The organism is Mycobacterium sp. PDNC021, assembly GCF_048282635.1.
Lineage (GTDB): Bacteria > Actinomycetota > Actinomycetes > Mycobacteriales > Mycobacteriaceae > Mycobacterium > Mycobacterium llatzerense.
Window position 1 is genome coordinate 3,296,598 of sequence record NZ_CP182502.1, and the last position, 22,096, is coordinate 3,318,693.

Below are 22,096 nucleotides of genomic sequence, written 5' to 3' on the forward strand. Positions count from 1 at the left end.
CCAGTTGTCAGGCCGCGACAGTCGCAGCCTGGGCAGCCGGCTCCAGCGCCTGGGCGATGATGTCGGCCACGTCGGTCATCGGTCGCACATCGAGTGCGTCCAAGACCTCGGCCGGCACGTCGTCCAGGTCCGGCTCGTTGCGTGACGGGATGAAAACTGTTGTCAGCCCGGCACGTTGGGCCGCCATCAGCTTCTGCTTGACCCCGCCGATGGGCAACACCCGCCCGTTCAGCGTGACCTCGCCCGTCATCCCGACGTCGGAACGAACCTGGCGCCCCGTGGCCATGGAGACCAGCGCGGTCACCATCGTCACGCCCGCAGATGGACCATCCTTGGGCACCGCGCCCGCGGGCACGTGCACATGGATCCTGCGGTCCAGTGCGGCCGGGTCGACGCCGAGTTCGGCGGCGTGCGACCGCACGTAGGACAGGGCGATCTGCGCCGACTCCTTCATCACGTCGCCCAGCTGCCCGGTCAACTGCAGACCCGGTTCACCGTCGTTCGAGCCCGCCTCGATGTAGAGGACATCGCCACCCATACCGGTGACGGCCAGGCCCGTGGCCACTCCGGGCACCGCGGTGCGCTCGGCCGACTCCGGCATGAACCGCGGACGGCCCAGGTACTGGACCAGATCCGGCTCGTCCACCGTGACGGCGTCGACACCGGTGGCCAGCTTGGTGGTCACCTTCCGCAGTGCCTTCGCGAGCAGTCGCTCGAACTGCCGGACACCCGGTTCACGGGTGTAGTCCGCGGCGATCTTGCGCAACGCCGCGTCCGTCACGGTCACCTCGTCGGTGGTCAACGCCGCCCGTTCGGCCTGCCGGGGCAGCAGGTAATCCCGGGCGATGGCGACCTTGTCGTCCTCGGTGTAGCCGTCGATGGTGACGAGCTCCATGCGGTCCAGCAGCGCCGACGGGATGTTCTCGATGACGTTTGCCGTCGCCAGGAACACCACATCGGACAGGTCCAGATCCAGGTCCAGGTAGTGATCGCGGAACGTGTGGTTCTGCGCCGGGTCCAGCACCTCCAGCAGCGCCGCCGCCGGATCGCCGCGGTAGTCGGAGCCCACCTTGTCGATCTCGTCAAGCAGCACAACGGGATTCATCGACCCGGCCTCGCCGATGGCTCGCACGATGCGGCCCGGCAGCGCGCCGACGTAGGTACGCCGGTGCCCACGGATCTCGGCCTCGTCGCGCACGCCGCCCAGGGCGACGCGGACGAACCTGCGGCCCAGCGCACGCGCCACCGACTCACCGAGCGACGTCTTGCCGACGCCGGGCGGGCCGGCCAGCACCATCACCGCACCCGAACCCCGGCCGCCGACGACGGCCATGCCACGCTGCGCGCGACGGGCCCGCACCGCCAGGTACTCGACGATGCGGTCTTTCACGTCGTCCAGTCCATGGTGGTCGGCGTCCAGAATCTCCCTGGCAGCCTTCAGATCCGCCGAATCCTCGGTGCGTTCGTGCCACGGCAGGTCCAGCACGGTGTCCAGCCAGGTACGGATCCAGCCGCCCTCAGGGGTCTGCTCGCTGGACCGCTCCAGCTTGCCGACCTCACGCAGCGCCGCCTCCCGCACCTTCTCGGGCAGATCGGCCGCCTCGATCCGGGTCCGGTAGTCCGCGGGCTCCTCGGTCCCGGCGCTACCGTCCAGCTCGCCCAGCTCCTTGCGGATGGCGTCCAGCTGCTGGCGCAGCAGGAATTCCTTCTGCCGCTTGTCCATTCCGGAGCGGACGTCCTCGGCGATCTTGTCGTTGACCTCGACCTCGGCCAGATGCTCGCCGGTCCATTCGACCAGCCTGCGCAACCGTTCGCCCACATCGGCGGTCTCCAGGAGCTCGCGCTTCTGCACGTCGGTCAGGTACGACGCGTAGCCGGCGGTGTCGGCCAGGGCCGACGGTTCACTGATCTGGTTGACGGCGTCGACGATCTGCCACGCCTCCCGGCGCTGCAGCACGGCCAGCAGCAACTTCTTGTATTCGGCTGCCAGCGCTCGGGTTTCGTCGGTGGCTTCAGGCTCGTCAACCTCATCGACCAGCACCCACAGTGCGCTACCCGGGCCGGTGGTGCCGGAACCGATGTGCGCGCGGCGCTCGCCGCGGACGACGGCCGCGGCACCGCCGCCGGGCACCCGGCCGACCTGGACGATCGACGCCAGGACGCCGTGAGTGGGGTAGCGGTCGTCGAGGCGAGGTGCGATGAGCAGCTTGCCGGCCTCGCCGGCGGCAGCGGCGGCCTGGGCCGCGTCGACCGCGGCGCGCGCCGCATCATCGAGTTCGATGGGCACGACCATGCCCGGCAGGACGATCGGCTCGGTGACAAACAGGACGGGAACAGCGATGGGTGCTGTTGTGGCGTCAGACATCCGTACCTCCAAAGTTGAATCTCCTGCGCTCAACCTTTGGGGTCGTCGATTTGTTCCACCTCCGTCGGCACCCGCTGCTCCCGCTCTTCCCACCGGGTCCGGGCCCGCTTGCCGATGACGAACGTCGCCGCCAACAGCACTGCAGTGGTGGCCAGCGAGAACACTGTGGTCACAGCGTTGGCGACGTCCACCGACGTGGCGAAGATGATCGCCACCTGCACCCCGGTCCCGATGATCAATCCGACGCCCCACATCGCTGAGAGCAGAATCTGCACCCGTCGGCGGTAGGCGACCGCAGCCGGGTCGGTGTCTTGTTCGCCGGTCTGGACCCGTTCGGCGATGACCTGGGTCAGGGGTGTGCCGACCACGCAGCTACCGAGGAAGATCAGCCCGCCGATGCCGCCGACCAGCGTGGTGCCGGCGAGCAGCAGCCGGGCGTCCGACGTACTCAGCCCGACGGCCAGGCTCAGGCCGAAGTTCAACATCAGATAGCCGGCGAAGGGGTCGAGTCGTCTGGCCCGGATGGCGTCATACGCGACCTTGATGCCGGCCACGATGGTTGCGGTCAGCAGGGCGGCATACTCCGATGCACCGGCGGCCCGCAGCCCGTAGTAGGCGGTCAGCGGCGGAGCGATATCGAGCAGGATGCCCCGAAGAATTGGTCGCATCGATGGTGGTTGCGTGGCCTCGTTCGCCTCTGCGGCGACTGTTGGCACTGAATCCGGCACGTCGCCGACAGTAGCCACTGAATCTGGCACATCGCAGAGAACAGGGAGCCTGCCGTCTCGGGGGTAACGGCAGGCTCCCGTAGTGAATAGTGAAGCACCCAGGGCGCCGGGTTCCTCGTCTCGATGCCGAAGAGTGACGTCGCAGTTGTCTAACGGTTGAGACTCGGAAGGGGAGTCAGCGGCGGAATGCCGCTTCGTACAGCCCCTCCATGGGGCCGGCGAACTCATCGACGGGGCCGTCGATCGGGACGCCGGGTGCGACCACGGAAATGGGCAGTGCCGCAACAGGGGAGGGCGCGACGCCCCACTCACCGAGCCAGCCGCCCAGTTGCTCCGACGACGTCGCGTAGACGATGCGTCCCAGGCCGACCCAGGCATGCGCGGCAGAGCACATGGGGCAGTGCTCGCCGGAGGTGTACGTCACCGCGGCGGCACGCTGGGTGGGATCGAGATTGGTTGCGGCCCAACGGGCTATCGCGAACTCGGGATGCTGAGTCTGGTCGCCACCGGAGACGCGGTTGCGGTCCTCGAAGACCACGACGCCGTCGGCATCCACCAGCAGCGAGCCGAACGGTTGGTCACCATCCTCCAGCGCTTCGCGGGCCAGCTCGACGCAGCGGCTCAGGTGGCGCAGATCATCGGCGGTGACGGTCATGGGGTGAAGTTTACGGAGTCACAGATCGTCGATGCTGATGATCCGATCCTGGATGGCACGCGCGACCAGGGCGGCCTTGGTGCCGGCCGGGCGACCGGCGGCGATGTACTTTGCGCGGATGCGCTGCAGGTGCGTGCGCACGGTGCTGGGCGCCAGGAACAGCTGCTGGGCGACGAGCTCTTTGCTGTCCGTCCGGAACCACGTCAGCAGTACCTCCTGCTCCCGCGGCGCCAGCGCCGGGCGCAGGCAGATATCCCGGTCATCCAGGGCGGCCACCATGCTCGGCCCCAGGTATGGGAACGGGGTGACGGCGGCCCGGATGGCTTTGAGGAGGTGCTCCCGGCCCTCGGTCTGCGTCAGGTAGGTCATGGCGCCGGAGTCGATCGCGGTGCGGATCACGTCGCGGTCCGTGAGATGGGAGTACACCACGACGTTGCAACCGCGGTTGGCGAGTTCGCGGACGCCGGCCAGACCCGTCCCTTCGTCCGCGTGCAGTCCGAGCAACACCACCTCCGCATCGCATTCGGGATCGTCTTCGCGAATCGGGTGACTACGCAGGAACTGCCCGGCATCGGTGTAATGGGCCGTGGTGGTCCCGCAGAATGCGGCGTCCTCGCGGAGCCAGGCCGCGACGCCCGCATAGACCACCTCGTATGAATCCACGACGGTTACCCGCGAGACCTGACATCCGGCGAACACATCGATCCGCATCGGCCTGAACTCCTTAACAACCGGATCCCCGCAGTATTCGGGATCGCATTGCCGTGTTGCCCATCAGGATTTGCTGAATGCGCGAAGACGGCGCCTGTTTCGAGACTCTAATCCGCAGGTATGCCGAAGTACAGCATTCCGCCGAAAGGTACGAATTTTTGGCAAATTTGCCGCGCCGCTATTTGACGATGTGGTAGGCAAACTCTCTAATTGGCAGGTAGGCGGGCTCTATGTCGCCCGACGGGATAGTTCCACGGTGGCATGTTCACCGACCAACGTCGTCGGTCGGCACGCTCGGCCCGGTGGACCGCCGGTCCCACTAAAATCAGTTCGCTGATGCCGTCATGGCATTTGCTGCTGGCAACTTGTGTAGTAGCTGGCGACGCCGGGGCCTGCTTGGTGTCATGCCCCGCGGGGATCCGCCTTGGTCGTCCGAAATCTGTTGGCGCGCAGGCAATGGGACCCCAACCTCGACAGCCTGATTAGAACGTGTTCTAGTTCAAGGGTGCTCGACGACACATTGCAGAAGCTGAGCGCCGACGAGGTGGCGCGGATGCGGGCCATCTACGAACCGTTGACGCAGTCTGTGCGCGAGCTGATCGATGCCACCATCCGCACGGAGACCGGTGCCGACACCGTCGCGGCGGTCAAGGCCGAGATCGACGCCGCGACCGCCCAGTTGCGCGCCGACCAGCTCGAGGGCTCGTTCGGTATCCGATTCGGAGCGCAAGGCAGTGAAATGCCGTGGGGTAACGCGGTGATCGGCGTGCGCAATCCGATCGCCCCGCCGGTGGTCCTGATCCGGGCCGAGGACGGCAGTGTGTCGGCCGACTTCCATCTGGGTGCCGCGTACGAAGGTCCGCCGGGCCACGTGCATGGCGGGGTGTCGGCCATGATTCTCGACCATGTGCTCGGCGAGGGCGCGAGCTTGCCTGGCCGGCCGCGGCTGACCGGCACGCTCACGATGCGCTACCGGCGCATGACGCGACTCGGGGATCTGCACACCGAGGCCCGCATCGTCCGAACCGAGGGCGTCAAGACCTATGCCGTCGGGCACATCTCCGATGCCGAGGGCATCACGGTCGAGGCCGAGGGCGTGTTCATCACTCCGCGCTGGGCGCGGGACTGACGGGAGATTCGATGGAGAAGGTCATGGTCACGCTGCGGCGTGACACCGCGGACGACGCCTGGTGTGAACGCCTGCGCACCGAGGTCGCCGACGAGTTGCTGGCGCTGGGTGTGCCCGGGTTGGCGGTCAACGTGAAAGACGTCGCGGTGCGGGACTCTCTGATGTTGCTGACCACGCTCGACCCGCCGGTCGTCGCTGTGCTCAGCGTGTGGACGCAGCAGTACTACGGTGCGCAGATGACCGCGGTACTGGCACGACTGCGCGCCGAATGCACCGAGCTGGCCGCATATCTGGTCACCGAATCGGTTCCGATGGCCGGCCCGGCAATCGTTCTCGGCGAGCGCACCACGGGCCTGGCGAACGTCGCGCTGCTGCGCCGCCCGGACGGGATGGATGAACGAGAGTGGTTCCGCCGCTGGCACATTGACCACACGCAGATCGCCATCGACACTCAATCCACGTTCGGCTACACGCAGAACGCGGTGGTCCGTTCGCTGACGCCCGACGCTCCGCAACTGGGCGCCATCGTCGAGGAGTTGTTCCCCATCGAGGCGACCGCGAGCCTGCACGCATTCTTCGGCGCCGCCGACGACGCCGACCTGGCCGACCGCGCAGCCAAGATGACCGCCAGCACGTCGGCCTTCGGCGCCAACGTCAACGTGGACACCGTGCCCACCAGTCGCTACGTCATGCGAAACCCGTTTGGAGACAAGCTGTGACCGACCCCGCCGCGCTCGTTCAGATCGACGACACCAACCGGGTCCGCACCCTGACCCTGAACCGGCCCGACGCACTCAACGCGTTCAGCGAGGCGCTGTACGACGCCACCACGATCGCACTGAAGGAAGCCGCGGCCGATCCGGACGTCTCCGTCGTGCTGCTCACCGGCGCCGGGCGGGCTTTCAGCGCAGGCAACGACCTCGTCGAGATGCAGGCGATGGTCACCAACCCCGAATATCAGATGGGGGAGTACGGCTTTCCCGGTCTGATCGAGGCGCTGACGGCATTCCCCAAACCGTTGATCTGCGCGGTGAACGGGGTCGGGCTGGGCATCGGCACCACCATCCTCGGCTATGCCGATCTGGCGTTCATGTCGACAACCGCGCGGCTCAAATGCCCGTTCACCAGTCTCGGGGTGGCGTCGGAGGCCGCGTCGTCATACCTGCTGCCGCGACTGATGGGACGGCAGAACGCCGCCTGGTTGCTGCTGTCCTCGGAGTGGGTGAGCGCCGACGAAGCCCTGCGCATGGGTCTGGTGTGGCGGGTCTGCGAACCGGACGACCTGCTGCCGGAGGCGCGCCGCCACGCGGAAATCATTGCCTCGCGGCCGCTTTCGAGTCTGATGGCCGTCAAACATGCGATGGTCGAGCCGACGCGTGAGGCGATTGTCGCGGCGACGCAGCGCGAGTCCGGTCAGTTCGCCGAGTTGCTGGGTGGTTCCGCCAACGCCGATGCGTTGAGCGCGTTCGTGGGGCGGAAGGGCTAGCGGCCGCCCGACCTAGCCGGCTTTGTGTACCGGGCAGTCGGTGCGAGCCGATTCGATGATGGCCCGCACGGTGCGGCGGCAGCGGCCGCAGTCCAGGCCGGCGCCGCATTTCTCGGCGATCTGCTTCGACGTGGTGGCGCCACCGGCAACGAGTTCGGTGACGACCTGGCTGGTCACTCCGGTACACAGACACACGAACATCAGTTGGCCGCCTCGTCGGCGGCGTCGATAGACGTGATGTGGGCCAGGGTGCCGACGAAAACCGACGGATAGACGCCGAAGCCGGCGGCGGACATCCACTCGGCGGCGGCATCGGGGTGATCGATCCAGCGGCGGGCGGCGGCTTCGCTCTCGATCTGCTGCAGGATCAGCACCTCGTGGCCGTCGTCGAAGGCCCGGTACACCCAGACCTTGCACACACCGGCTTCCCGGAACCGTTCGGCGGCGTCGTGCACCTTGTCCATCAAGGCGGGCACGTCCTCGACCGCGGTGACGACACCGACGACGACGGACGCGACGGCATGCTCGCCCGGTGGTGGTTCGGCCAGATCGATCTTCTCGACCACCTCACCGGCGAAAATCGCGGGAATGTCGTCCACGCCGGAGGCGTCGAAGAATTCGAATATGGCCGGCGAACGCAAGACTTCGCGTACTGAATTCGCATTGTGGATACCGACGGTCGCCAATACGCGTCCCGGTTCCCAGAGCGATGAATACACGACGACATGGTGTGCGGACAGGTCAGTCAGAATCGAGCGGTGCGATTTCAGCCGCTCCCACATCGCTTCCACATCATCGACGCGATAATCAGCGGCAAGAATGAGCGAGTGCAACGGCTGCTCGCTCATCGGGTCCTGCCATTCTTGGGTCGCTCGGTACCGCGGACGCATGCCGCGGTGGTTAGTGCAGTCTAACCTTACTTAGGGCAGCCAGTCCATAGCTGCTGGCCAGCAATGAAGTCGCCGATCCCGAAACCGGCCATCCGGGGTTAAATCGGGCGGGAAACACGGGCCGATCCGGTCGCCCACCGAGGGTCGCTGGACTACGTTTGGCAGAGGCACGTTGTTGTTCCGCGCCAGTGACACTTGACCCAGCCCGATGGTGTTTAAAGGAGCCGAAATGCAAGGCGACCCCGAAATCCTCAAGTTGCTCAACGAGCAATTGACCAGTGAGCTCACCGCGATCAACCAATACTTTTTGCATTCGAAAATGCAGGACAATTGGGGCTTCACGGAATTGGCCAAGCACACCCGTGAAGAGTCGATCGAGGAAATGCACCACGCGGAAACCCTCACCGATCGCATTCTGCTGCTGGATGGGCTGCCCAATTACCAGCGGTTGTTCTCGCTGCGCGTAGGCCAGACCCTGCGCGAGCAGTTCGAGGCCGACCTGGCCATCGAGTACGAGGTGGTCACCCGGTTGAAGCCAGGCATCATCCTGTGCCGCGAGAAGGGTGACGCCACCAGTGCGAACATCTTCGAGGCCATCCTCGCCGACGAGGAGGGCCACATCGACTACCTGGAAACGCAGTTGGAGTTGATGGACAAGCTCGGCGAGCAGCTCTACGCGGCACAGTGCGTGTCGCGTCCGCCGTCGTAGCAGATTTCACGAACACGGCCCCGCCCTTCTCGGGTGGGGCCGTTGTCGTTGGTGCGACGGATTCATCGCACAAAAAACTAGAACTTGTTTCAGTTTTGGCGTAGCGTTCGAAAAGTGAGCCGAATCGGAGATTTCACCGACGAAGACGTGACCGCCTGGGTGCTCAAGTCGCCCGACATCGGCACGGCCATGGCGGGTTTTACCAACGCCGTCTACACCAAGGGGCGCTTGCCATTACGCGTGCGTGAGCTGGCCCGCGTGGTCATCGCACTCGACAACGAGTGCGTCGTGTGCCAGAACACCCGCGATTCGGCCGCCGAGGCGGCCGGTGTCGACGAAGACCTCTACAACCATGCCGGCGTGTGGCAGACCTGGCCGGGCTACTCCGAGCAGGAGCGCATCGCCGCCGAGTTCGCCTACCGCTTCGCGTCCGACCACACCGGGCTGCGTGACGACGAGGACTTCTGGGCCCGCGCCGCAGAACATTTCAGCGACGAGCTGCTGACCGACCTGGCGCTGTCGTGTGCCATGTGGCTCGGCATGGGCCGCATGCTGCGCACCCTCGACATCGGTCAGGCCTGCAAGATCACCCTCTGAGGAGTCCCGCCCACTGGCCAGTTGCAGCACGCAATTCTCGGAATTCCGTGTCGCAACTGGACATTCGGCGTACTAGACCAAGTCTGTCGCGTCGAAGATCCACGACATGTCAGCGGTGGCGAAATTCTCCAGCCAGGACGGCGGGGCGAAGTTCGACAGCGCGCCCATGTCCCAGTAGTCCTTCCACAGCGTCACCTTGCCGTTCTCGACGCGGTGCACGGTGACGAACTTGAGCACCGCGGATTCCCCGGTCTCCCAATGCCATTCCTCGTGATGCTCGTACATGGCGTCGGCGCCGTCGGTCAGCAGCAGACCGTCGAAGTTCTCGTATGAGGCCAGCGGCTCCAGCCCGATCTTCAGGCGTTTGACGATGTCCTCCGGCCCGCGCGCGGCGGCGGCCGGGCCGACCGGCATGTCCAGGTAGATGCAGTCGTCGGACACGAAGTCCTTCAGCCGCTCCCAATCCCGCGCTGACAGCGCCTGCCACAACCCGTGGACCGTATCCTCAACCGACACTGGCGAACTCACCTTCCTTGGCGATGGGTAGAGCTGGGGTCTGACGGGCGAACCGCAGGAATCGGCCGGTGCGGGTGGCGCCGACCAGATCGGTCGGCAGGCCGTCGCGTACCACCTGTTGCCCGCCGACGAACACCGCGGGGACGGCCGCGTCGTTGCGGTTGACCATGCGGGAGAGGCCGCCGTACTGCTCGACGGGGTCTTCGGCGTACGCGTCGAGCGAATCGTCCAGGCGCTCCGGGTCGATGACGACCAGGTCGGCCCGGTCTCCGACCCGCAGGTGTCCGGCATCGAGGCGGTACCAGTCTGCGAGTTCACCGGTCAGCCGGTGCACGGCCTGCTCGACGGTCAGGAAGGGGGTGCCTGCGCGCTCGGCATCGCGCACGTGGCGCAGCAGGCGCAGGCCCATGTTGTAGAACGCCATGTTCCGCAGGTGCGCGCCGGCATCGGAGAAGCCCAGCTGGATGCCGGGGTCGCGGGCCAGCTTCTTGAGCACCTCGGGGCGATGGTTGGAAATCGTGGTGCGCCAACGTACTTCGCGGCCGTGTTCGAGCACCAGATCCAGGAAGGCATCCACCGGATGCAGTCCGCGGTCGACGCCGACCTGGCCGAAGGTCTTGCCGATCAGGGACTCGTCGGGGCAGCCGACGATCTCGGCGTCGAAGAAGTCGCGGTGCCAGACTCGGACGCCGAACTTGTTCTCGTAGTCCTTGCGGAACTGGCGGCGGTACTCGTCATTGCGCATCAGATCATTGCGCTCGACCTCGTCGCGCAGGTGCAGTGCCGCTGCGCCGGAGCCGAATTCCTCGAACACCACCAGGTCGATGCCGTCGGCGTACACCTCGAAGGGTACCGGCAGGTGCTGCCACCGGAAGTTGCCGCCGAGCTTGTTCACCAGCCGGGCCACCGGCCCCATGATGGTGATGGCGTAGGGGTTGGCCTTGATGTCGGCCGCCGACAGCAGGCTGGTCTTGAGGTTCTCGCGGAACAGGCCGAGTGACTGGGCCAACTGAGACAACAGGTTCAGTGGGTTCTCCAGATCCGGGCCCGACTGCAGGATGCGACCCGAGCGACGCAGCTGCGTCTTGAGCCGGCGCAGCTCGCGCGCCTTGGCGTAGGTGGAGGGCAGCGTGCGGGACCGGCAGGTATCGCCGTCGATCTTGTCGAAAAGCAGTTGCTGCGAGGACAATCCGACAAACCCGGCTTGCAGTGCCGCCGCGAGCATCTGTTCCATCTCGGCCTGCTCACTTCGGGTCGGGCGGACGTCTTTGCGGGTGGCGCGGTCCAGACCCATGACGGCGGTGCGCATGTCGGAGTGGCCGATGAACGCGGCGACGTTCGGGCCAAGGGGCCGGTCCTCGAGCGCGGTGACGTAACCCTCTGCGGTGTCCCAGGTCTTGTTGTCGTCGACGGCGGCGATGACGTGATCGCGCGGGATGGCCTCGACCCGGCCGAACAGGTCACCGGCGTCTTCGCCGCCGACGTGCACCGTCGACAGCGAGCAGGAGCCGAGCATCACGGTGGTCACGCCGTGCCGCAGTGACTCGGCCAGGCCGGGGCCGACCAGCACCTCGACGTCGTAGTGCGTGTGGATGTCCAGCAGGCCGGGTGTCACCCATTTGCCGGTGGCGTCGACGACGTTCGCGCATCCGGTGTCATCCAGATCTGCGCCGATCGCCACGACGTGCCCGTCGCGGATTCCGATGTCCCGAACGGCAGAAGGCGCGCCGGTTCCGTCGAACCAACGGCCGTTGCGGATGATCGTGTCGAACGTCGTTGCAGAGGTCACCTAACTATAGAAGCGTGCCGGTCAGGCCCATGTCAATGAAAAAGTGAACACTTTCTTGAAAATGTCTACTCGTCCTGGGGAAACCTGGGACGACGCTCAGGATCAGGGCGGATACTGGCTCGGGTGACCCCCTTGCAGCGGTACATCGCCGAGGAAATCGCCACCGATCACGTCGACGGGTTGCTGTCCCGCCGCGAAGCCCTGCGCCGGCTCGCGCTGTTGGGCGTCGGCACCGCCGCCGCGACCGCATTGATCGCCGCGTGCGGCGAGAGTCGAGAGCCGACCGCGTCGACGACATCGAAGCCGTCCGCCGCGGCGTCGATCGAGCCCGGGCCGCCGCCCGGCATGGAGAACGCCGTCCAGCCCGCACCGATCACCTGGGCCGACGGCAAGATGCAGGGGTCGTGGGCCGCAGCCGCCCAGCCCCGCGGCGCGGTGCTGGTGATCCACGAGAACAAGGGCCTCACTGACTGGGTGCGGTCGGTCGTCGGCCGCTTCGGCGGCAGCGGGTACTCGGCGCTGGGTATCGATCTGCTGTCGGCGCAAGGCGGCACCGCGGCATTCAAGGACCCCGCCGAGGCGACCGCGGCACTCGGCAAGATTCCGCCGGAGCAGTTCATCGCCGACCTGCGTTCCGGGCTCGACGAACTGCAGCGCCGGGCGCCCGGCGTGAAACTCGCGATGATCGGCTTCTGCTTCGGCGGTGGCCTCACCTGGCAGCTCCTGGCCGCCGGCGAACCGCGGCTGGCGGCGGCGTTGCCGTTCTACGGGCCGTTGCCGGATCCGCACGACTTCGCCGGCTCGAAACAGGCTGCGGTGCTGGCCTTTTACGGCGCGAAGGACGAACGGGTGACGGCCGGCAAAGATGCCGCGGCAGCCGCACTGGAGCAGGCCGGCATGGTTCATCAGATTGTCGTGGAGCCCGACGCCGATCATGCCTTCTTCAACGACTCGGGTCCGCGGTACAACGCCGCGGCGGCCGCCGATGCCTGGAAGCAGACGCAGTCCTGGGTGGAGAGGTACCTGTCATGAGGACGGCACGTTTGCCGGCGGCGATCACCATCACCGCGCTCAACTTCGGCGACCCGCTCACCGTGCCGCCCGGCGCGCAGATCACCGTCCTGAACAGCGACGACGTCGCACATACGGTGACGTCAAAGGTCAAGGGGCAGTTCGACGTCAAGGTCGGCGGCAACGCGCAGGCCACCTTTGCCGCGCCCACGACGCCGGGACGGTACCCCTACTACTGCGTGTAACCACCCCGGGATGGTCGGTGTGCTGATCGTCCAGTAGATCAGCGGGGAGGCGTCCAACTGACCGGCAGGCGCTTGATGCCGTGGATGAACTGCGACCACAGCCGGTCGGGCTCGTCGGTGGCGGTCAGGTCCGGCACGCGGCGGTGGATCTCTTCGAACGCGACCGCGATCTCGCGGCGGGCCAGGTTCGCGCCCAGGCAGAAGTGTGCGCCACCGCCGCCAAAGCCCAGGTGCGGGTTGGGATTCCGGTGCACATCGAACAGCCACGGCCGGTCGAACTTCGCCTCGTCCCGATTGGCTGAGCCGTACCACAACGTAACCTTCTGCCCGGCTTTCATTTTCACGCCGCTCAGCTCGAAGTCCTGGGTCAGGGTCCGGCGCATGTAGACCACAGGGGAGGCCCAGCGGATGATCTCCTCGACGGCCGTGGGTGCCACCGCGTCGTAGTCGGCCCACCATTGATCGCGCTGCTCGGGGAACCGGCTGAGCGTCAGCACCCCGTGGCTGATCGCGTTACGCGTGGTCTCGTTGCCCGCGACCACCAGCAGGATGAAGAACGACGCCACCTCGCTCGACGTCAGCCGTTCGCCGTCGACCTCGGCCTGCACCAGGGCAGTGGTCAGGTCGTCGTGGGGATTGACGCGGCGATCATCGGCCAGGGCGGTGGCGTACCCGCCGATGTCCATGGCGCACCGGAAGAACTCCTCGTAATCGGTGGTCAGGTCGGGATCGCCGAAGCCGAGAATGATGTTGGTCCAGTGGAAGATCCGTTCGTGATCCTGCTCGGGAATGCCCATCATGTCGCAGATGATCTGCAGCGGCAGGGGACCGGCCAGGTCGGTCACGATGTCGCCGTGGCCGTCCGGGTGGCGGTTGATCATGGACTCGACCAGGCTGCGCGCGCGGTGGCGCACCGACTCCTCCGTCCGCGCCACCACTTTCGGGGTGAACGCGCTGCGCACGATGTTGCGCAGCCGGGTGTGCCGCGGGTCGTCCATCACGATCATCGAGCCGAAATACTCGGCCAGTTCCGATGTCTGCTCGGGGATCGTGATGCCGTCCGCGGAGCTGAAGATGTGCGGATGGCGACTGGCGAAGAAGACGTCGTCGTAGCGCGTCAGCGCCCAGTGTCCGGGGCCGGGTTCGAACCCCTCCTGGGTGAGTTCGGCGTGGAAGGAGATGGGCGCTTCGCGGCGCAGCGTGGCGAACGCACCGTCGCGGAACCCGTCGCGGCGGCCCCAGAACTTGATCGAACTCAGGTCGATGTCGGACAGCGCGAGGTCCTGTGGCGGTGCGCCGTTGTCGAGTAGAGCAATGGCCATCTTCGGACTGTAAGGCCTGGTCGGGCTGTACCGCGGCAGAATCGGCTGCGAAGAATCAGCGGAACGTGGTAGTTCCTTGTGGTGCGTAACCCACATGCAGGACAACCATTTACGACCTCCGACGAGGACATCGCCCGTGCCCTGACGGACGTCAGCATCCCCACACTGATGCTGTCGCTGGTACACATGTCCGGTGATCCCGAGCTGATCCGCGGTGCGCTGCGCCCTGCCGGACTGTTCCTCAACGAGGTCCAGGGCTACATGTCCGAGGACGACAAGGCAGCGGTTCGCACCCTGGCCCTGAAGGTGATCGCCGACTACCGCGACCGCGGCTGCCCGGAGCCGGAGCCCATCGGCGCCGAGCTGCTCAAGGAGATGATGGAGTGGCTGGTCTGCGAACCGGTGCCCGACGAGTACGTGCCGATGGTGCTGGAGGAGATGGAGCTCGACGGGCGGGATGTGCGGGCCGGTGTGGCGGGCCGTGACGCCGAATCGGCCGTGGATTTTCCGGTACTTGTCATCGGCTGTGGCGAATCCGGACTGCTCGCCGGTATCCGCTTGAAGGAGGCGGGGATTCCGTTCACCATCATCGAACGCGGTGCCGGTGTCGGCGGCACCTGGTGGCACAACAGCTATCCCGGCGCCCGGGTCGATGTGGGAAATCACTTCTACTGCTACAGCTTTGAACCCAGCGACCACTGGACGCAGTTCTTCGCCGAACAACCTGAGCTGCAGGCCTATTTCGAACGCATCCTGGACAAGTACGGAATCCGCCCACACGTCCGGTTCGAGACCGAGGTCACCGGCGCGACGTGGGACGAGGCGACCGCGACATGGCAGGTGGTGGTGCGCACGGCGGACGGGAAGGCCGAGACGGTGTCGGCACGGGCGGTGATCAGCGCCGTCGGGCAACTCAATCGTCCTTACCTGCCGTCGATCTCGGGGCAGGTCGACTTCGCCGGTCCGTCGTTCCATTCGGCGGAGTGGGATCACGATGTCGACCTCACCGGCAAGCACGTCGCGATGGTCGGCGCCGGTGCCAGCGGGTTCCAGATCGCGCCGTCGATATCCGGAAAAGTCGCTTCGCTCAACATTTTTCAGCGAACCGCACAATGGATGTTTCCCAACCCCAACTATCACGGAAAAGTCGGCGACGGCGTCAAATGGGCGCTCAAGCACCTGCCGTTCTACGGCCGCTGGTACCGCTTCCTGCTGTTCTGGCCCGGTTGCGACAAGGGCCTGGCCGCGGCCCGCGTCGATCCGGACTATCCCGATCAGCAACGCGCGGTCAGCGAGATCAACGACGTCACGCGAATCATGTTCACCGAGTGGATCAAAGGCCAGATCGGTGACAACCCGGACCTGCTGGCCAAGGTCATCCCGGACTACCCGGCGACCGGCAAACGGACGTTGCAGGACAACGGCAGCTGGCTCCAGACGCTCACGCAGGATCACGTCGAGCTGATCCGGACGCCCATTGCACGTATCGAACGCGACGCCGTCGTGACGGCCGACGATCGGCGGCATCCCGCTGATGTGATCGTCTACGCCACCGGCTTTCACGCCGGAAAGGTGCTGTGGCCCATGACCATCGTCGGCCGCGAGGGCCGTGTGCTGGGCGAGCAGTGGGGTGAACGGCCGAGCGCGTATCTCGGCATCACCGTCCCGGGATTCCCGAACTTCTTCTGTATGTACGGGCCCGGCACCAATCTCGCCAGTGGCGGCAGCCTGATCTTCCATTCGGAATGCCAGATGCGTTACATCTCAGAATGTTTGGACCTGTTGTTGACCGGCCACGGGAACTGGATGGAACCGCGGCCCGAGCGGCTGGACGACTGGGTGCAGCGCAGCCAGGCCGAGATGCGGACCATGGTGTGGTCGCAGCCGTCCGTCCGGCATTCGTTCTACAAGAACGCCGACGGCGACATCTACACGCTCAGCCCGTGGCGCCTGGTCGACTACTGGACCTGGACGCGAAATGCCGACCCGGAGGACTACACCTTCGGGTGAACGGACGCGCGGTCAGCTGTTGACGGATTCGTCGTCCGGCAAGTCGTGCCGGACGACGCGTACCTGCCCCCGCGGCAGGCACGCCGCGTAGCCATGGCGCTTGCCGTAGAGCTCCCAGGAGGTGTGCTCCTGGTCGGTGGGCACGTCGATCCGGTGTCCGTCCGCGAACGCCAGGTGCAGGCTGCCGTTGTCGTCCCATTCGGCGTGCGTGCACTTCTGGCCGGCGAAATCGAACAACGGCCGTTCCTGCTTGCGCACGTCGGCCGGATTGATCGCAACGACTTCCTGCGGGTCGGTCTCGGTGGCCGGCAGGGTCAGTGCCAGGGGCGCCGAGATGACGAGCTCGTTGTAGTCCTCCAGGTCCAGCACCAGTCCGTCGCGGAAGGAGATCCGCTGCACTGCGCATCCTTTTATCCACTGTTCGGTCATAACCCACTGTGTTACGACCTGGCCCGACGCGCAACAACGCGCGACGTTGAGCGGGTCCGGGCGATCGGGAAGAGTGAGCGCTACCGGTTGACGAGGGGGAAGGCCAGCGCGCAGCCCGATTCCATGGAGTGCGTCCAGGCGTCCTGCTCGGCAGAGGCCCGTAGGTGCCGGGGGCGCGCGGTCCAGCCGCAGGTGCAGGTCGCATAGGAGCAGCCGAGCCCGCGAACATGTACGCCCACCTCGTCATGCGACACGACGGTGGGCGGGGTGAGGGGCGGTGCCGTCATCATGCTGACCTCCTGGCCGGTCTTGTCGTCAATTCTCGCGCCGCCGCGTCACAGGAACCAGCAGCGACAGGTCACAACTAGGCCAACGCCACGCGGTCATTCGGCCGCGGCGGTTCGCTGCCACGCCGGCCGGCCGTCGTGAGGATGGCAAATGCTGATAACGGTTTGAACACAGGGCCGTGGGAAGCTGGCAAATAATCGCAGGTCGGTGGCCTGCGGACGGGTGCCGTGTGGCCCAGGCAACGGGTAAGGTCAGCGGTCAAAGGGTGGCTTTTCTCACCACGATTCCGGATAGTTTTCGCCCGCCCAAGCGCGCGTCATCGCGGATCGTGCGGCGCCACCATGCGGTTTTGAAGGGGTTGTTTGCGTGGACGCGGTGCTCGGTTTGGCCATGACTCCGTCGTCCATCGGCTTGGTACTGGTAGAGGGCAATGACGTCGACGGGTTCACCATGGACCACGACGCCGTGGAGATCATGAACTCCGGGGATGCCACCGCTGCCGTACTGCGTAGCGAGGCGCGGGCGGCGACGCGCGGGTTGCGGCTCAAGTCGATCGGACTGACGTGGAGCGACGACGCCGACGTCGAGGCCTCGATGCTGATGCAGTCACTGTCGGATTCCGGTTTCGACAATGTGGTGCCGGTTCGCTTCCCGGAGGCCAACGAGGCCGTGGCCCGCGGCATCGCGGACGCATTGGGCTGCGGGACAACGGCGGTGTGCACCATCGAGCCGGAATTCGCGATCACCATGATCGTGCATGCGGCCAGCGGCGCCGTCCACACGGCCGTGAACCACTGCATCGGCTCCAGGTCGGTGCTGACCAGCTGGCTCAGCTCCGTTTTCGCTCGCGCGGACTGGCAGCCGGAGGCGCTGGTGGTCATCGGGTCCGCCGGTAACTTCGAGGCGATTCTGCCGGGCCTGCAGGACGCGCTCTCGGTGCCGGTGTTCACCCCGGAAGAAGCAGATTTGGCGCTGGCCCGCGGTGCGGCGCTGGTGTCCGTGCGATCGGGCGAATCCGACCTGTCCGAGCCGTACTTCTTCGGCGACGAGCCCCGTCCGGACGAATGGGCCGGACAGGACTTCGGCTGGGACCCGACCTTCGACCCATTCGAGGCCGCCGTTGCGTTCGAGCGCAACGCGGTGGTTCCGGTGGGACGGCATCGGTCGGGCAATTCGTCGCGGTGGCAGCAGGTGTCGAGTTCGCCCGCGCTGCCCCTGACCATGCTGGCCGTCGGGTCGACGGCCTTCGTGGCGTCCGTGTCGATGGCCGTCACGCTGCAGTTCCTGCCCGCCCATGGCGCCGGGTCGACGTCCGTCACCAAGAGCCCGCGGCCCGCTGCCGCCGAGCAGGCGGTGGCGCCCGTCCAGCCTCCTACGGTCCACGTGGTGCCCGCCGCCGAGCCGTCTGCCGAGGTGTCGGCACCGGTCGAGGCACCGCTGTCTGACGCACCGATCCTCGAACCACAGCCGGCTCCCGCCGTCGAACCGGATCCGGCAGCACATCCCGAGGGCCAGCCGCCCGCCGATGTACCGCCCGCCGCCACGGACATCCCACCGGCGGAAATGCCGTCGAATGCGGTCGCCGTCACGGTGCCCGCGGAGGCCCCGGCTCCGGCAGCTCCCGTCGCTCCGGCGCCCACCGACGCGGCCCCGCCGGCCGAGCCCGTCGCGCCGCCGCAGTAAACCCCGAGGTCGAACCGCGTCGGCCGGGCCGACGGCGTGCGGCTAACGAAAGTAACGTCGCCGTCGAACTACGATATGTAGTGAACGTATCTCGGACCTGAGGATGGACCCCTTGCCCAAAACTGTGCGTTATGCGCTGGCCGTTGCCGCATCTGCGGTGATGATGCTGAGCGGCTCCGTGGGTGCTGCTGTCGCGGCGTTGCCCGAGTCCCTTCCGGTCGCCATGATCACGCCAGGCAGTGGTGTCGTGGTCGGTGTCGGGATGCCCGTCACGGTGACCTTCAGCCAGCCGGTCGCGGACCGGGTGCGCGCTGAACGCACCATCGAGTTCACGTCGCCGAAGATGACGAAGGCGCCCGCCGGTACGTTCGCCTGGCTGGCCGACAACCGCGTGCAGTTCACGCCCAGCACCTACTGGCCTGCGCACTCGTCCATCAAGGTGTCGGTCGGCGGGGCCAAGCAGTCGTTCGAGACCGGCTCGGCCACGCTGGGAGTCGCGAGCATCAGCGGTCACACCTTCACGGTGAGCATCGACGGCCAGGTCGTGAAGACCATGCCGGCATCGATGGGCAAGCCGAAGCACCCGACCCCGGTGGGGTCGTTCACGGCGCTGGAGAAGCAGAACCCCGTCGTCATGGATTCGCGGACCATCGGCATCCCGCTCAATGATCCCGAGGGCTACAAGCTGACGGTGTACAGCGCGGTGCGGGTCACCTGGGGTGGCGTCTACGTGCACGGCGCGCCGTGGTCCGTTGGGCAGCAAGGCTATTCGAACGTCAGCCACGGATGCATCAACCTGAGCGCCGACAATGCGTCCTGGTACTACAACCAGGTGAACATCGGCGACCCGATCATCATCAACTCCTGAGAGCCTGCGCCGTCGCGTCGTCGGCGGGCAGGAATGCTTCGATGCTCAATTCCACGGCGGTCAGGTCCAGCGCCGTACCGAAGGTGGTCACGGTGCTGAGGAAGGTCAGCACCTGGCCGTCCGGGCCGTCGATCTCCAGCGGTACCGCGACGCCGCCGAGATCGGACGATTCGACGTTTCCACCGGGGTAGGCCTCGATCTCGGTCAACAGGTCGTGAAGTTGGGCCGACGCACTGCCGGCCACCTCGCGCCGCAGCCGCCCGATCACGTGGTGGCGCCACTGTCCGAGATTGCGGATCCGGGGCGCCAACCCGTCCGGATGCAGCGAAATGCGAAGGGCGTTGGGCGATTCCAGCAACGGGGGAGCCACGCCCTCGAGCAGCACCACGATGCCGGCATTGCCGGCCACGATGTTCCACAGGTGGTCGACGGCCAGGCACGGGAACGGCTCGTACGCGGCGAGCACACGGTCGATCCCGGTGCGCACCGCGCTCATTTCCGGGTCGTCGAGTGCCCGCTCGGCGTACACGGGCGCGTGCCCGGCGGCCAGCAGCAGCCGGTTCTGTTCTCGCGCAGGGATATTCAGCACACTGCCGAGCTTGAGCACCATGGCCCGGCTCGGCGTCGACCGGCCGGTCTCGATGAAACTGAGATGGCGCGCGGACACGTCGGCCTCGATCGCCAGGTCGAGCTGGCTGATGCGCCGCCGTTGCCGCCACTGCCGCATGAGGGTTCCGAACGGTTGCGGCGAGTGCGATGGGGCAGCGGTGGCGGCGGTCACGCTCTCCAGTGTCGCGGCTGCAGGTCTCGGTGGCGACTACCTGTCAGGTAATTGCGGCAATTACCTGATGGGGACAGGCTCGAATCGTCCGACAACGCACCAGGAGGCGATCGAGATGCGCACGACCCACCCCGCAAGCGAACCGTCGACGAAGGCCCCACCGATCTGGCTGCGGGCGGTCATGGCGGCCGATCGAACCGGATCGGCCTGGTACGTCGGTACCGGTTTCTTCTTCGCGCCGGCGTTGCTGGTGGTCTCGCCGTGGCCGGTGCTCACCACGGTGCTATGGGTGATCATCGCCGTCACCGGGTTGTGGCTCGGCCTGCTCGGTGTCGCGATGGCGACCGGCCTGGCGATGGTGCTGCGCTCCGGCCAGGAGTTGTCCGACGATTACTGGCAGTCGCTTCTGGACTACCCGGATCGGCCCAAGGTCACTGCGCAACAGCTGGTTTCGCGTTAGCGCCGGTGTAGTCGACCTGCCAGTGCTTGATGCCGTTCAGCCAGCCGGACCGCAGTCGCTCCGGCTCGCTGAGCGGACGCAGGTCGGGCATGTGGTCGGCGATCGCGTTGAACATCAGGTCGATGGTCATCCGGGCCAGGTTCGCCCCGATGCAGTAGTGCGCGCCGGTGCCGCCGAAGCCGACGTGCGGGTTGGGGTCGCGCATGATGTTGAACGCGTACGGGTCGTCGAACACTTCCTCGTCGAAGTTGGCCGACCGATAGCACATCACCACCCGTTGGCCCTTCTTGATCGACACGCCGCCGAGCTCTGTGTCCTGCGTTGCCGTGCGCTGGAACGAGGTGACCGGGGTGGCCCAGCGGACGATCTCGTCGGCGGCCGTCGCGGGACGTTCCCGCTTGAACAATTCCCACTGGTCCGGGTGCTCGGCGAAGGCCATCATGCCCTGGGTGATGGTGTTGCGGGTGGTCTCGTTGCCGGCCACCGCCAGCAGGATGACGAAGAATCCGAACTCGTCGTCGGAGAGCTTGTGGCCCTCGACATCGGCCTGGACCAGCCGGGTCACCAGATCGTCGCGCGGGTTGGCGCCCCGATCGGCGGCCATGGCCATGCCGTACATGATCAGCTCGACCGACGCGGTGATGGCGTCGTTGCCGGCGAATTCGGGGTCCATGTCGCCGACCATCTGATTGGACCAGTCGAACAGCTTCTTGCGGTCTTCCTGTGGCACGCCCATCAGGCCGGCGATCGCCTGCAGCGGAAGCTCACAGGAGACCTGCTCGACGAAGTCGCCGTAGCCCTTGGCGGCGGCCTCCTGCGCGATCTGCTGTGCCCGCTTGCTCAGTTCGTCCCGCAGCAGTTCGATGGCGCGCGGGGTGAACATCCGCGAGATGATCTTCCGCAGGTGGGTGTGATGTGGCGCGTCCATGTTCAGCAGCACGAACTTGCCGCGCTCGATCTGTTCGGTGACGGTGCCGTCCTGGTACCGGGGGATGGCCGTCTTCTCCTGGCTGGAGAACACGTCGCTGCGACGCGACACCTCCTTGACATCCTTGTGCCGCGTCACCACCCAGTAGCCACCGTCATCGAAACCGCCCTTGCCCATGGGCTGTTCGTTCCACCAGATCGGCGCGACCTGCCGCAGTTCGGCGAGTTCGGCCACCGGCAGCCGCTGGGCGTAGATGTCGGGGTCGGTGAAGTCGAATCCAGCTGGGATGTTGGGTGCCGACATGTGGCGCTCCTCACTCTGCAACGTGTTTCAATTTAGTACCGCGTGGAGGTCTGGGCCGCAAGGTTATGCCGATAATTCGGCTGAGATTCTGGGTGAATGCCGATGGCCGCTGATTTGCCGTGCACTATTCGTCGTAGCAATTCTGGCGCTTGAGAAGTCGTCGGGGCGATGTCCGCGATCGGGGACTCGTACG

Annotated in this window: 24 protein-coding genes; 11 read left to right on the forward strand and 13 right to left on the reverse strand. The window is 66.3% G+C overall.

Translation table 11 applies throughout. The features are described from left to right. Nucleotides 1–7: 7 nt before the first annotated feature. From lon to ACNO8X_RS15600, 4 genes are all read right to left on the reverse strand, one after another. A complete protein-coding gene (gene lon / locus ACNO8X_RS15585; RefSeq protein WP_418001725.1) occupies nt 8–2,365 on the reverse strand; it encodes an endopeptidase La in 2,358 nt (785 codons plus the stop codon). Between the two features lie 29 nt (nt 2,366–2,394). Further along, nucleotides 2,395–3,093: a VC0807 family protein gene (locus tag ACNO8X_RS15590; protein WP_418001726.1), complete on the reverse strand. Its 699-nt coding sequence runs from the start codon at nt 3,091–3,093 to the stop codon at nt 2,395–2,397. Nucleotides 3,094–3,268: 175 nt separating this feature from the next. Next, nucleotides 3,269–3,748 (reverse strand): nucleoside deaminase, encoded by a 480-nt coding sequence (locus tag ACNO8X_RS15595; protein ID WP_418001727.1) that lies wholly within the window; start codon nt 3,746–3,748, stop codon nt 3,269–3,271. An 18-nt stretch (nt 3,749–3,766) separates the two neighbouring features. After that, nucleotides 3,767–4,459, reverse strand: coding sequence for a LuxR C-terminal-related transcriptional regulator (locus tag ACNO8X_RS15600; protein ID WP_418001728.1), 693 nt, complete (start codon nt 4,457–4,459; stop codon nt 3,767–3,769). A 505-nt stretch (nt 4,460–4,964) separates the two neighbouring features. Here ACNO8X_RS15600 and ACNO8X_RS15605 point away from each other — a divergent pair. Genes ACNO8X_RS15605 through ACNO8X_RS15615 form a run of 3 tightly spaced genes read left to right on the forward strand, consistent with a single transcriptional unit; the run spans nt 4,965 to nt 7,074 of the window. Then, a complete protein-coding gene (locus ACNO8X_RS15605) occupies nt 4,965–5,588 on the forward strand; it encodes a PaaI family thioesterase (protein ID WP_418001729.1) in 624 nt (207 codons plus the stop codon). Nucleotides 5,589–5,599: 11 nt separating this feature from the next. Beyond that, nucleotides 5,600–6,307, forward strand: coding sequence for a hypothetical protein (locus ACNO8X_RS15610; RefSeq protein WP_418001730.1), 708 nt, complete (start codon nt 5,600–5,602; stop codon nt 6,305–6,307). Next, nucleotides 6,304–7,074 carry an enoyl-CoA hydratase/isomerase family protein gene (locus ACNO8X_RS15615; protein ID WP_418001731.1) on the forward strand — a complete coding sequence of 257 codons (771 nt, stop codon included), beginning with the start codon at nt 6,304–6,306 and terminating at the stop codon, nt 7,072–7,074. Before ACNO8X_RS15610 ends, ACNO8X_RS15615 begins: the two co-directional genes overlap by 4 nt. Before the next feature lie 12 nt (nt 7,075–7,086). Here the strand turns inward: ACNO8X_RS15615 and ACNO8X_RS15620 are convergent, their stop codons facing one another. Beyond that, the gene (locus ACNO8X_RS15620; RefSeq protein ID WP_043392187.1) at nt 7,087–7,275 is read right to left on the reverse strand and encodes a (2Fe-2S)-binding protein; all 189 of its coding nucleotides are present in this window, start codon (nt 7,273–7,275) and stop codon (nt 7,087–7,089) included. Continuing rightward, the gene (locus tag ACNO8X_RS15625) at nt 7,275–7,922 is read right to left on the reverse strand and encodes a fatty-acid--CoA ligase (protein WP_418001732.1); all 648 of its coding nucleotides are present in this window, start codon (nt 7,920–7,922) and stop codon (nt 7,275–7,277) included. The genes ACNO8X_RS15620 and ACNO8X_RS15625 overlap by 1 nt, the downstream gene beginning before the upstream one ends. 271 nt (nt 7,923–8,193) lie before the next feature. Between ACNO8X_RS15625 and bfr the strand changes: the two genes are divergently transcribed. Further along, a complete protein-coding gene (gene bfr / locus ACNO8X_RS15630) occupies nt 8,194–8,673 on the forward strand; it encodes a bacterioferritin (protein ID WP_133760614.1) in 480 nt (159 codons plus the stop codon). Nucleotides 8,674–8,787: 114 nt separating this feature from the next. Continuing rightward, entirely contained in the window at nt 8,788–9,270 is a 483-nt protein-coding gene (locus ACNO8X_RS15635; RefSeq protein WP_043392181.1) for a carboxymuconolactone decarboxylase family protein, read from the forward strand. 72 nt (nt 9,271–9,342) lie between these two features. Here the strand turns inward: ACNO8X_RS15635 and ACNO8X_RS15640 are convergent, their stop codons facing one another. Together ACNO8X_RS15640 and ACNO8X_RS15645 are read right to left on the reverse strand one after the other, a co-directional pair. After that, on the reverse strand, nt 9,343–9,786 hold the full coding sequence (locus tag ACNO8X_RS15640; protein WP_260938534.1) for a nuclear transport factor 2 family protein: 444 nt from the start codon (nt 9,784–9,786) through the stop codon (nt 9,343–9,345). After that, nucleotides 9,776–11,575, reverse strand: a complete 1,800-nt coding sequence (locus ACNO8X_RS15645; RefSeq protein WP_418001733.1) for an N-acyl-D-amino-acid deacylase family protein — start codon at nt 11,573–11,575, stop codon at nt 9,776–9,778. Before ACNO8X_RS15645 ends, ACNO8X_RS15640 begins: the two co-directional genes overlap by 11 nt. Before the next feature lie 123 nt (nt 11,576–11,698). Here ACNO8X_RS15645 and ACNO8X_RS15650 point away from each other — a divergent pair, with 123 nt between their 5' ends. Both ACNO8X_RS15650 and ACNO8X_RS15655 read left to right on the forward strand, forming a co-directional pair. After that, complete coding sequence (locus ACNO8X_RS15650; RefSeq protein ID WP_418001734.1) at nt 11,699–12,607, forward strand: dienelactone hydrolase family protein; 909 nt, start codon at nt 11,699–11,701, stop codon at nt 12,605–12,607. Then, the gene (locus tag ACNO8X_RS15655; protein WP_418001735.1) at nt 12,604–12,831 is read left to right on the forward strand and encodes a hypothetical protein; all 228 of its coding nucleotides are present in this window, start codon (nt 12,604–12,606) and stop codon (nt 12,829–12,831) included. The genes ACNO8X_RS15650 and ACNO8X_RS15655 overlap by 4 nt, the downstream gene beginning before the upstream one ends. A gap of 38 nt (nt 12,832–12,869) precedes the next feature. Here the strand turns inward: ACNO8X_RS15655 and ACNO8X_RS15660 are convergent, their stop codons facing one another. Next, nucleotides 12,870–14,153: a cytochrome P450 gene (locus ACNO8X_RS15660; RefSeq protein ID WP_418001736.1), complete on the reverse strand. Its 1,284-nt coding sequence runs from the start codon at nt 14,151–14,153 to the stop codon at nt 12,870–12,872. Nucleotides 14,154–14,234: 81 nt separating this feature from the next. Here ACNO8X_RS15660 and ACNO8X_RS15665 point away from each other — a divergent pair, with 81 nt between their 5' ends. Then, nucleotides 14,235–16,163: a flavin-containing monooxygenase gene (locus ACNO8X_RS15665; RefSeq protein WP_418001737.1), complete on the forward strand. Its 1,929-nt coding sequence runs from the start codon at nt 14,235–14,237 to the stop codon at nt 16,161–16,163. Between the two features lie 12 nt (nt 16,164–16,175). Here ACNO8X_RS15665 and ACNO8X_RS15670 read toward each other — a convergent pair whose 3' ends face one another. Together ACNO8X_RS15670 and ACNO8X_RS15675 are read right to left on the reverse strand one after the other, a co-directional pair. Beyond that, nucleotides 16,176–16,592, reverse strand: coding sequence for a DUF6188 family protein (locus tag ACNO8X_RS15670; RefSeq protein ID WP_418001738.1), 417 nt, complete (start codon nt 16,590–16,592; stop codon nt 16,176–16,178). A gap of 80 nt (nt 16,593–16,672) precedes the next feature. Next, on the reverse strand, nt 16,673–16,879 hold the full coding sequence (locus tag ACNO8X_RS15675) for a hypothetical protein (RefSeq protein WP_234711495.1): 207 nt from the start codon (nt 16,877–16,879) through the stop codon (nt 16,673–16,675). 367 nt (nt 16,880–17,246) lie between these two features. Between ACNO8X_RS15675 and ACNO8X_RS15680 the strand changes: the two genes are divergently transcribed. Together ACNO8X_RS15680 and ACNO8X_RS15685 are read left to right on the forward strand one after the other, a co-directional pair. Beyond that, nucleotides 17,247–18,563: a hypothetical protein gene (locus ACNO8X_RS15680; RefSeq protein WP_418001739.1), complete on the forward strand. Its 1,317-nt coding sequence runs from the start codon at nt 17,247–17,249 to the stop codon at nt 18,561–18,563. Nucleotides 18,564–18,666: 103 nt separating this feature from the next. Then, a complete protein-coding gene (locus ACNO8X_RS15685; protein WP_418001740.1) occupies nt 18,667–19,431 on the forward strand; it encodes a L,D-transpeptidase in 765 nt (254 codons plus the stop codon). Here ACNO8X_RS15685 and ACNO8X_RS15690 read toward each other — a convergent pair. After that, the gene (locus tag ACNO8X_RS15690; protein WP_418005920.1) at nt 19,421–20,158 is read right to left on the reverse strand and encodes a helix-turn-helix domain-containing protein; all 738 of its coding nucleotides are present in this window, start codon (nt 20,156–20,158) and stop codon (nt 19,421–19,423) included. The two genes, ACNO8X_RS15685 and ACNO8X_RS15690, sit on opposite strands and share 11 nt — an antisense overlap. A gap of 169 nt (nt 20,159–20,327) precedes the next feature. Between ACNO8X_RS15690 and ACNO8X_RS15695 the strand changes: the two genes are divergently transcribed. Continuing rightward, nucleotides 20,328–20,672, forward strand: a complete 345-nt coding sequence (locus ACNO8X_RS15695) for a hypothetical protein (RefSeq protein WP_418001741.1) — start codon at nt 20,328–20,330, stop codon at nt 20,670–20,672. Here the strand turns inward: ACNO8X_RS15695 and ACNO8X_RS15700 are convergent. Then, complete coding sequence (locus tag ACNO8X_RS15700) at nt 20,644–21,903, reverse strand: cytochrome P450 (RefSeq protein WP_418001742.1); 1,260 nt, start codon at nt 21,901–21,903, stop codon at nt 20,644–20,646. The genes ACNO8X_RS15695 and ACNO8X_RS15700 overlap by 29 nt on opposite strands. Nucleotides 21,904–22,096: the final 193 nt, after the last annotated feature.

Excerpts from the sequence above, each read along its gene's own strand:
- lon (WP_418001725.1), bottom strand. The coding sequence starts at position 2,365 with ATGTCTGACGCCACAACAGCACCCATCGCTGTTCCCGTCCTGTTTGTC.
- ACNO8X_RS15595 (WP_418001727.1), bottom strand. The coding sequence starts at position 3,748 with ATGACCGTCACCGCCGATGATCTGCGCCACCTGAGCCGCTGCGTCGAG.
- ACNO8X_RS15600 (WP_418001728.1), bottom strand. The coding sequence starts at position 4,459 with ATGCGGATCGATGTGTTCGCCGGATGTCAGGTCTCGCGGGTAACCGTC.
- ACNO8X_RS15610 (WP_418001730.1), top strand. The coding sequence starts at position 5,600 with ATGGAGAAGGTCATGGTCACGCTGCGGCGTGACACCGCGGACGACGCC.
- ACNO8X_RS15620 (WP_043392187.1), bottom strand. The coding sequence starts at position 7,275 with ATGTTCGTGTGTCTGTGTACCGGAGTGACCAGCCAGGTCGTCACCGAA.
- ACNO8X_RS15625 (WP_418001732.1), bottom strand. The coding sequence starts at position 7,922 with ATGAGCGAGCAGCCGTTGCACTCGCTCATTCTTGCCGCTGATTATCGC.
- bfr (WP_133760614.1), top strand. The coding sequence starts at position 8,194 with ATGCAAGGCGACCCCGAAATCCTCAAGTTGCTCAACGAGCAATTGACC.
- ACNO8X_RS15655 (WP_418001735.1), top strand. The coding sequence starts at position 12,604 with ATGAGGACGGCACGTTTGCCGGCGGCGATCACCATCACCGCGCTCAAC.
- ACNO8X_RS15660 (WP_418001736.1), bottom strand. The coding sequence starts at position 14,153 with ATGGCCATTGCTCTACTCGACAACGGCGCACCGCCACAGGACCTCGCG.
- ACNO8X_RS15670 (WP_418001738.1), bottom strand. The coding sequence starts at position 16,592 with ATGACCGAACAGTGGATAAAAGGATGCGCAGTGCAGCGGATCTCCTTC.
- ACNO8X_RS15675 (WP_234711495.1), bottom strand. The coding sequence starts at position 16,879 with ATGACGGCACCGCCCCTCACCCCGCCCACCGTCGTGTCGCATGACGAG.
- ACNO8X_RS15685 (WP_418001740.1), top strand. The coding sequence starts at position 18,667 with ATGGACCCCTTGCCCAAAACTGTGCGTTATGCGCTGGCCGTTGCCGCA.
- ACNO8X_RS15690 (WP_418005920.1), bottom strand. The coding sequence starts at position 20,158 with ATGCGGCAGTGGCGGCAACGGCGGCGCATCAGCCAGCTCGACCTGGCG.
- ACNO8X_RS15695 (WP_418001741.1), top strand. The coding sequence starts at position 20,328 with ATGCGCACGACCCACCCCGCAAGCGAACCGTCGACGAAGGCCCCACCG.
- ACNO8X_RS15700 (WP_418001742.1), bottom strand. The coding sequence starts at position 21,903 with ATGTCGGCACCCAACATCCCAGCTGGATTCGACTTCACCGACCCCGAC.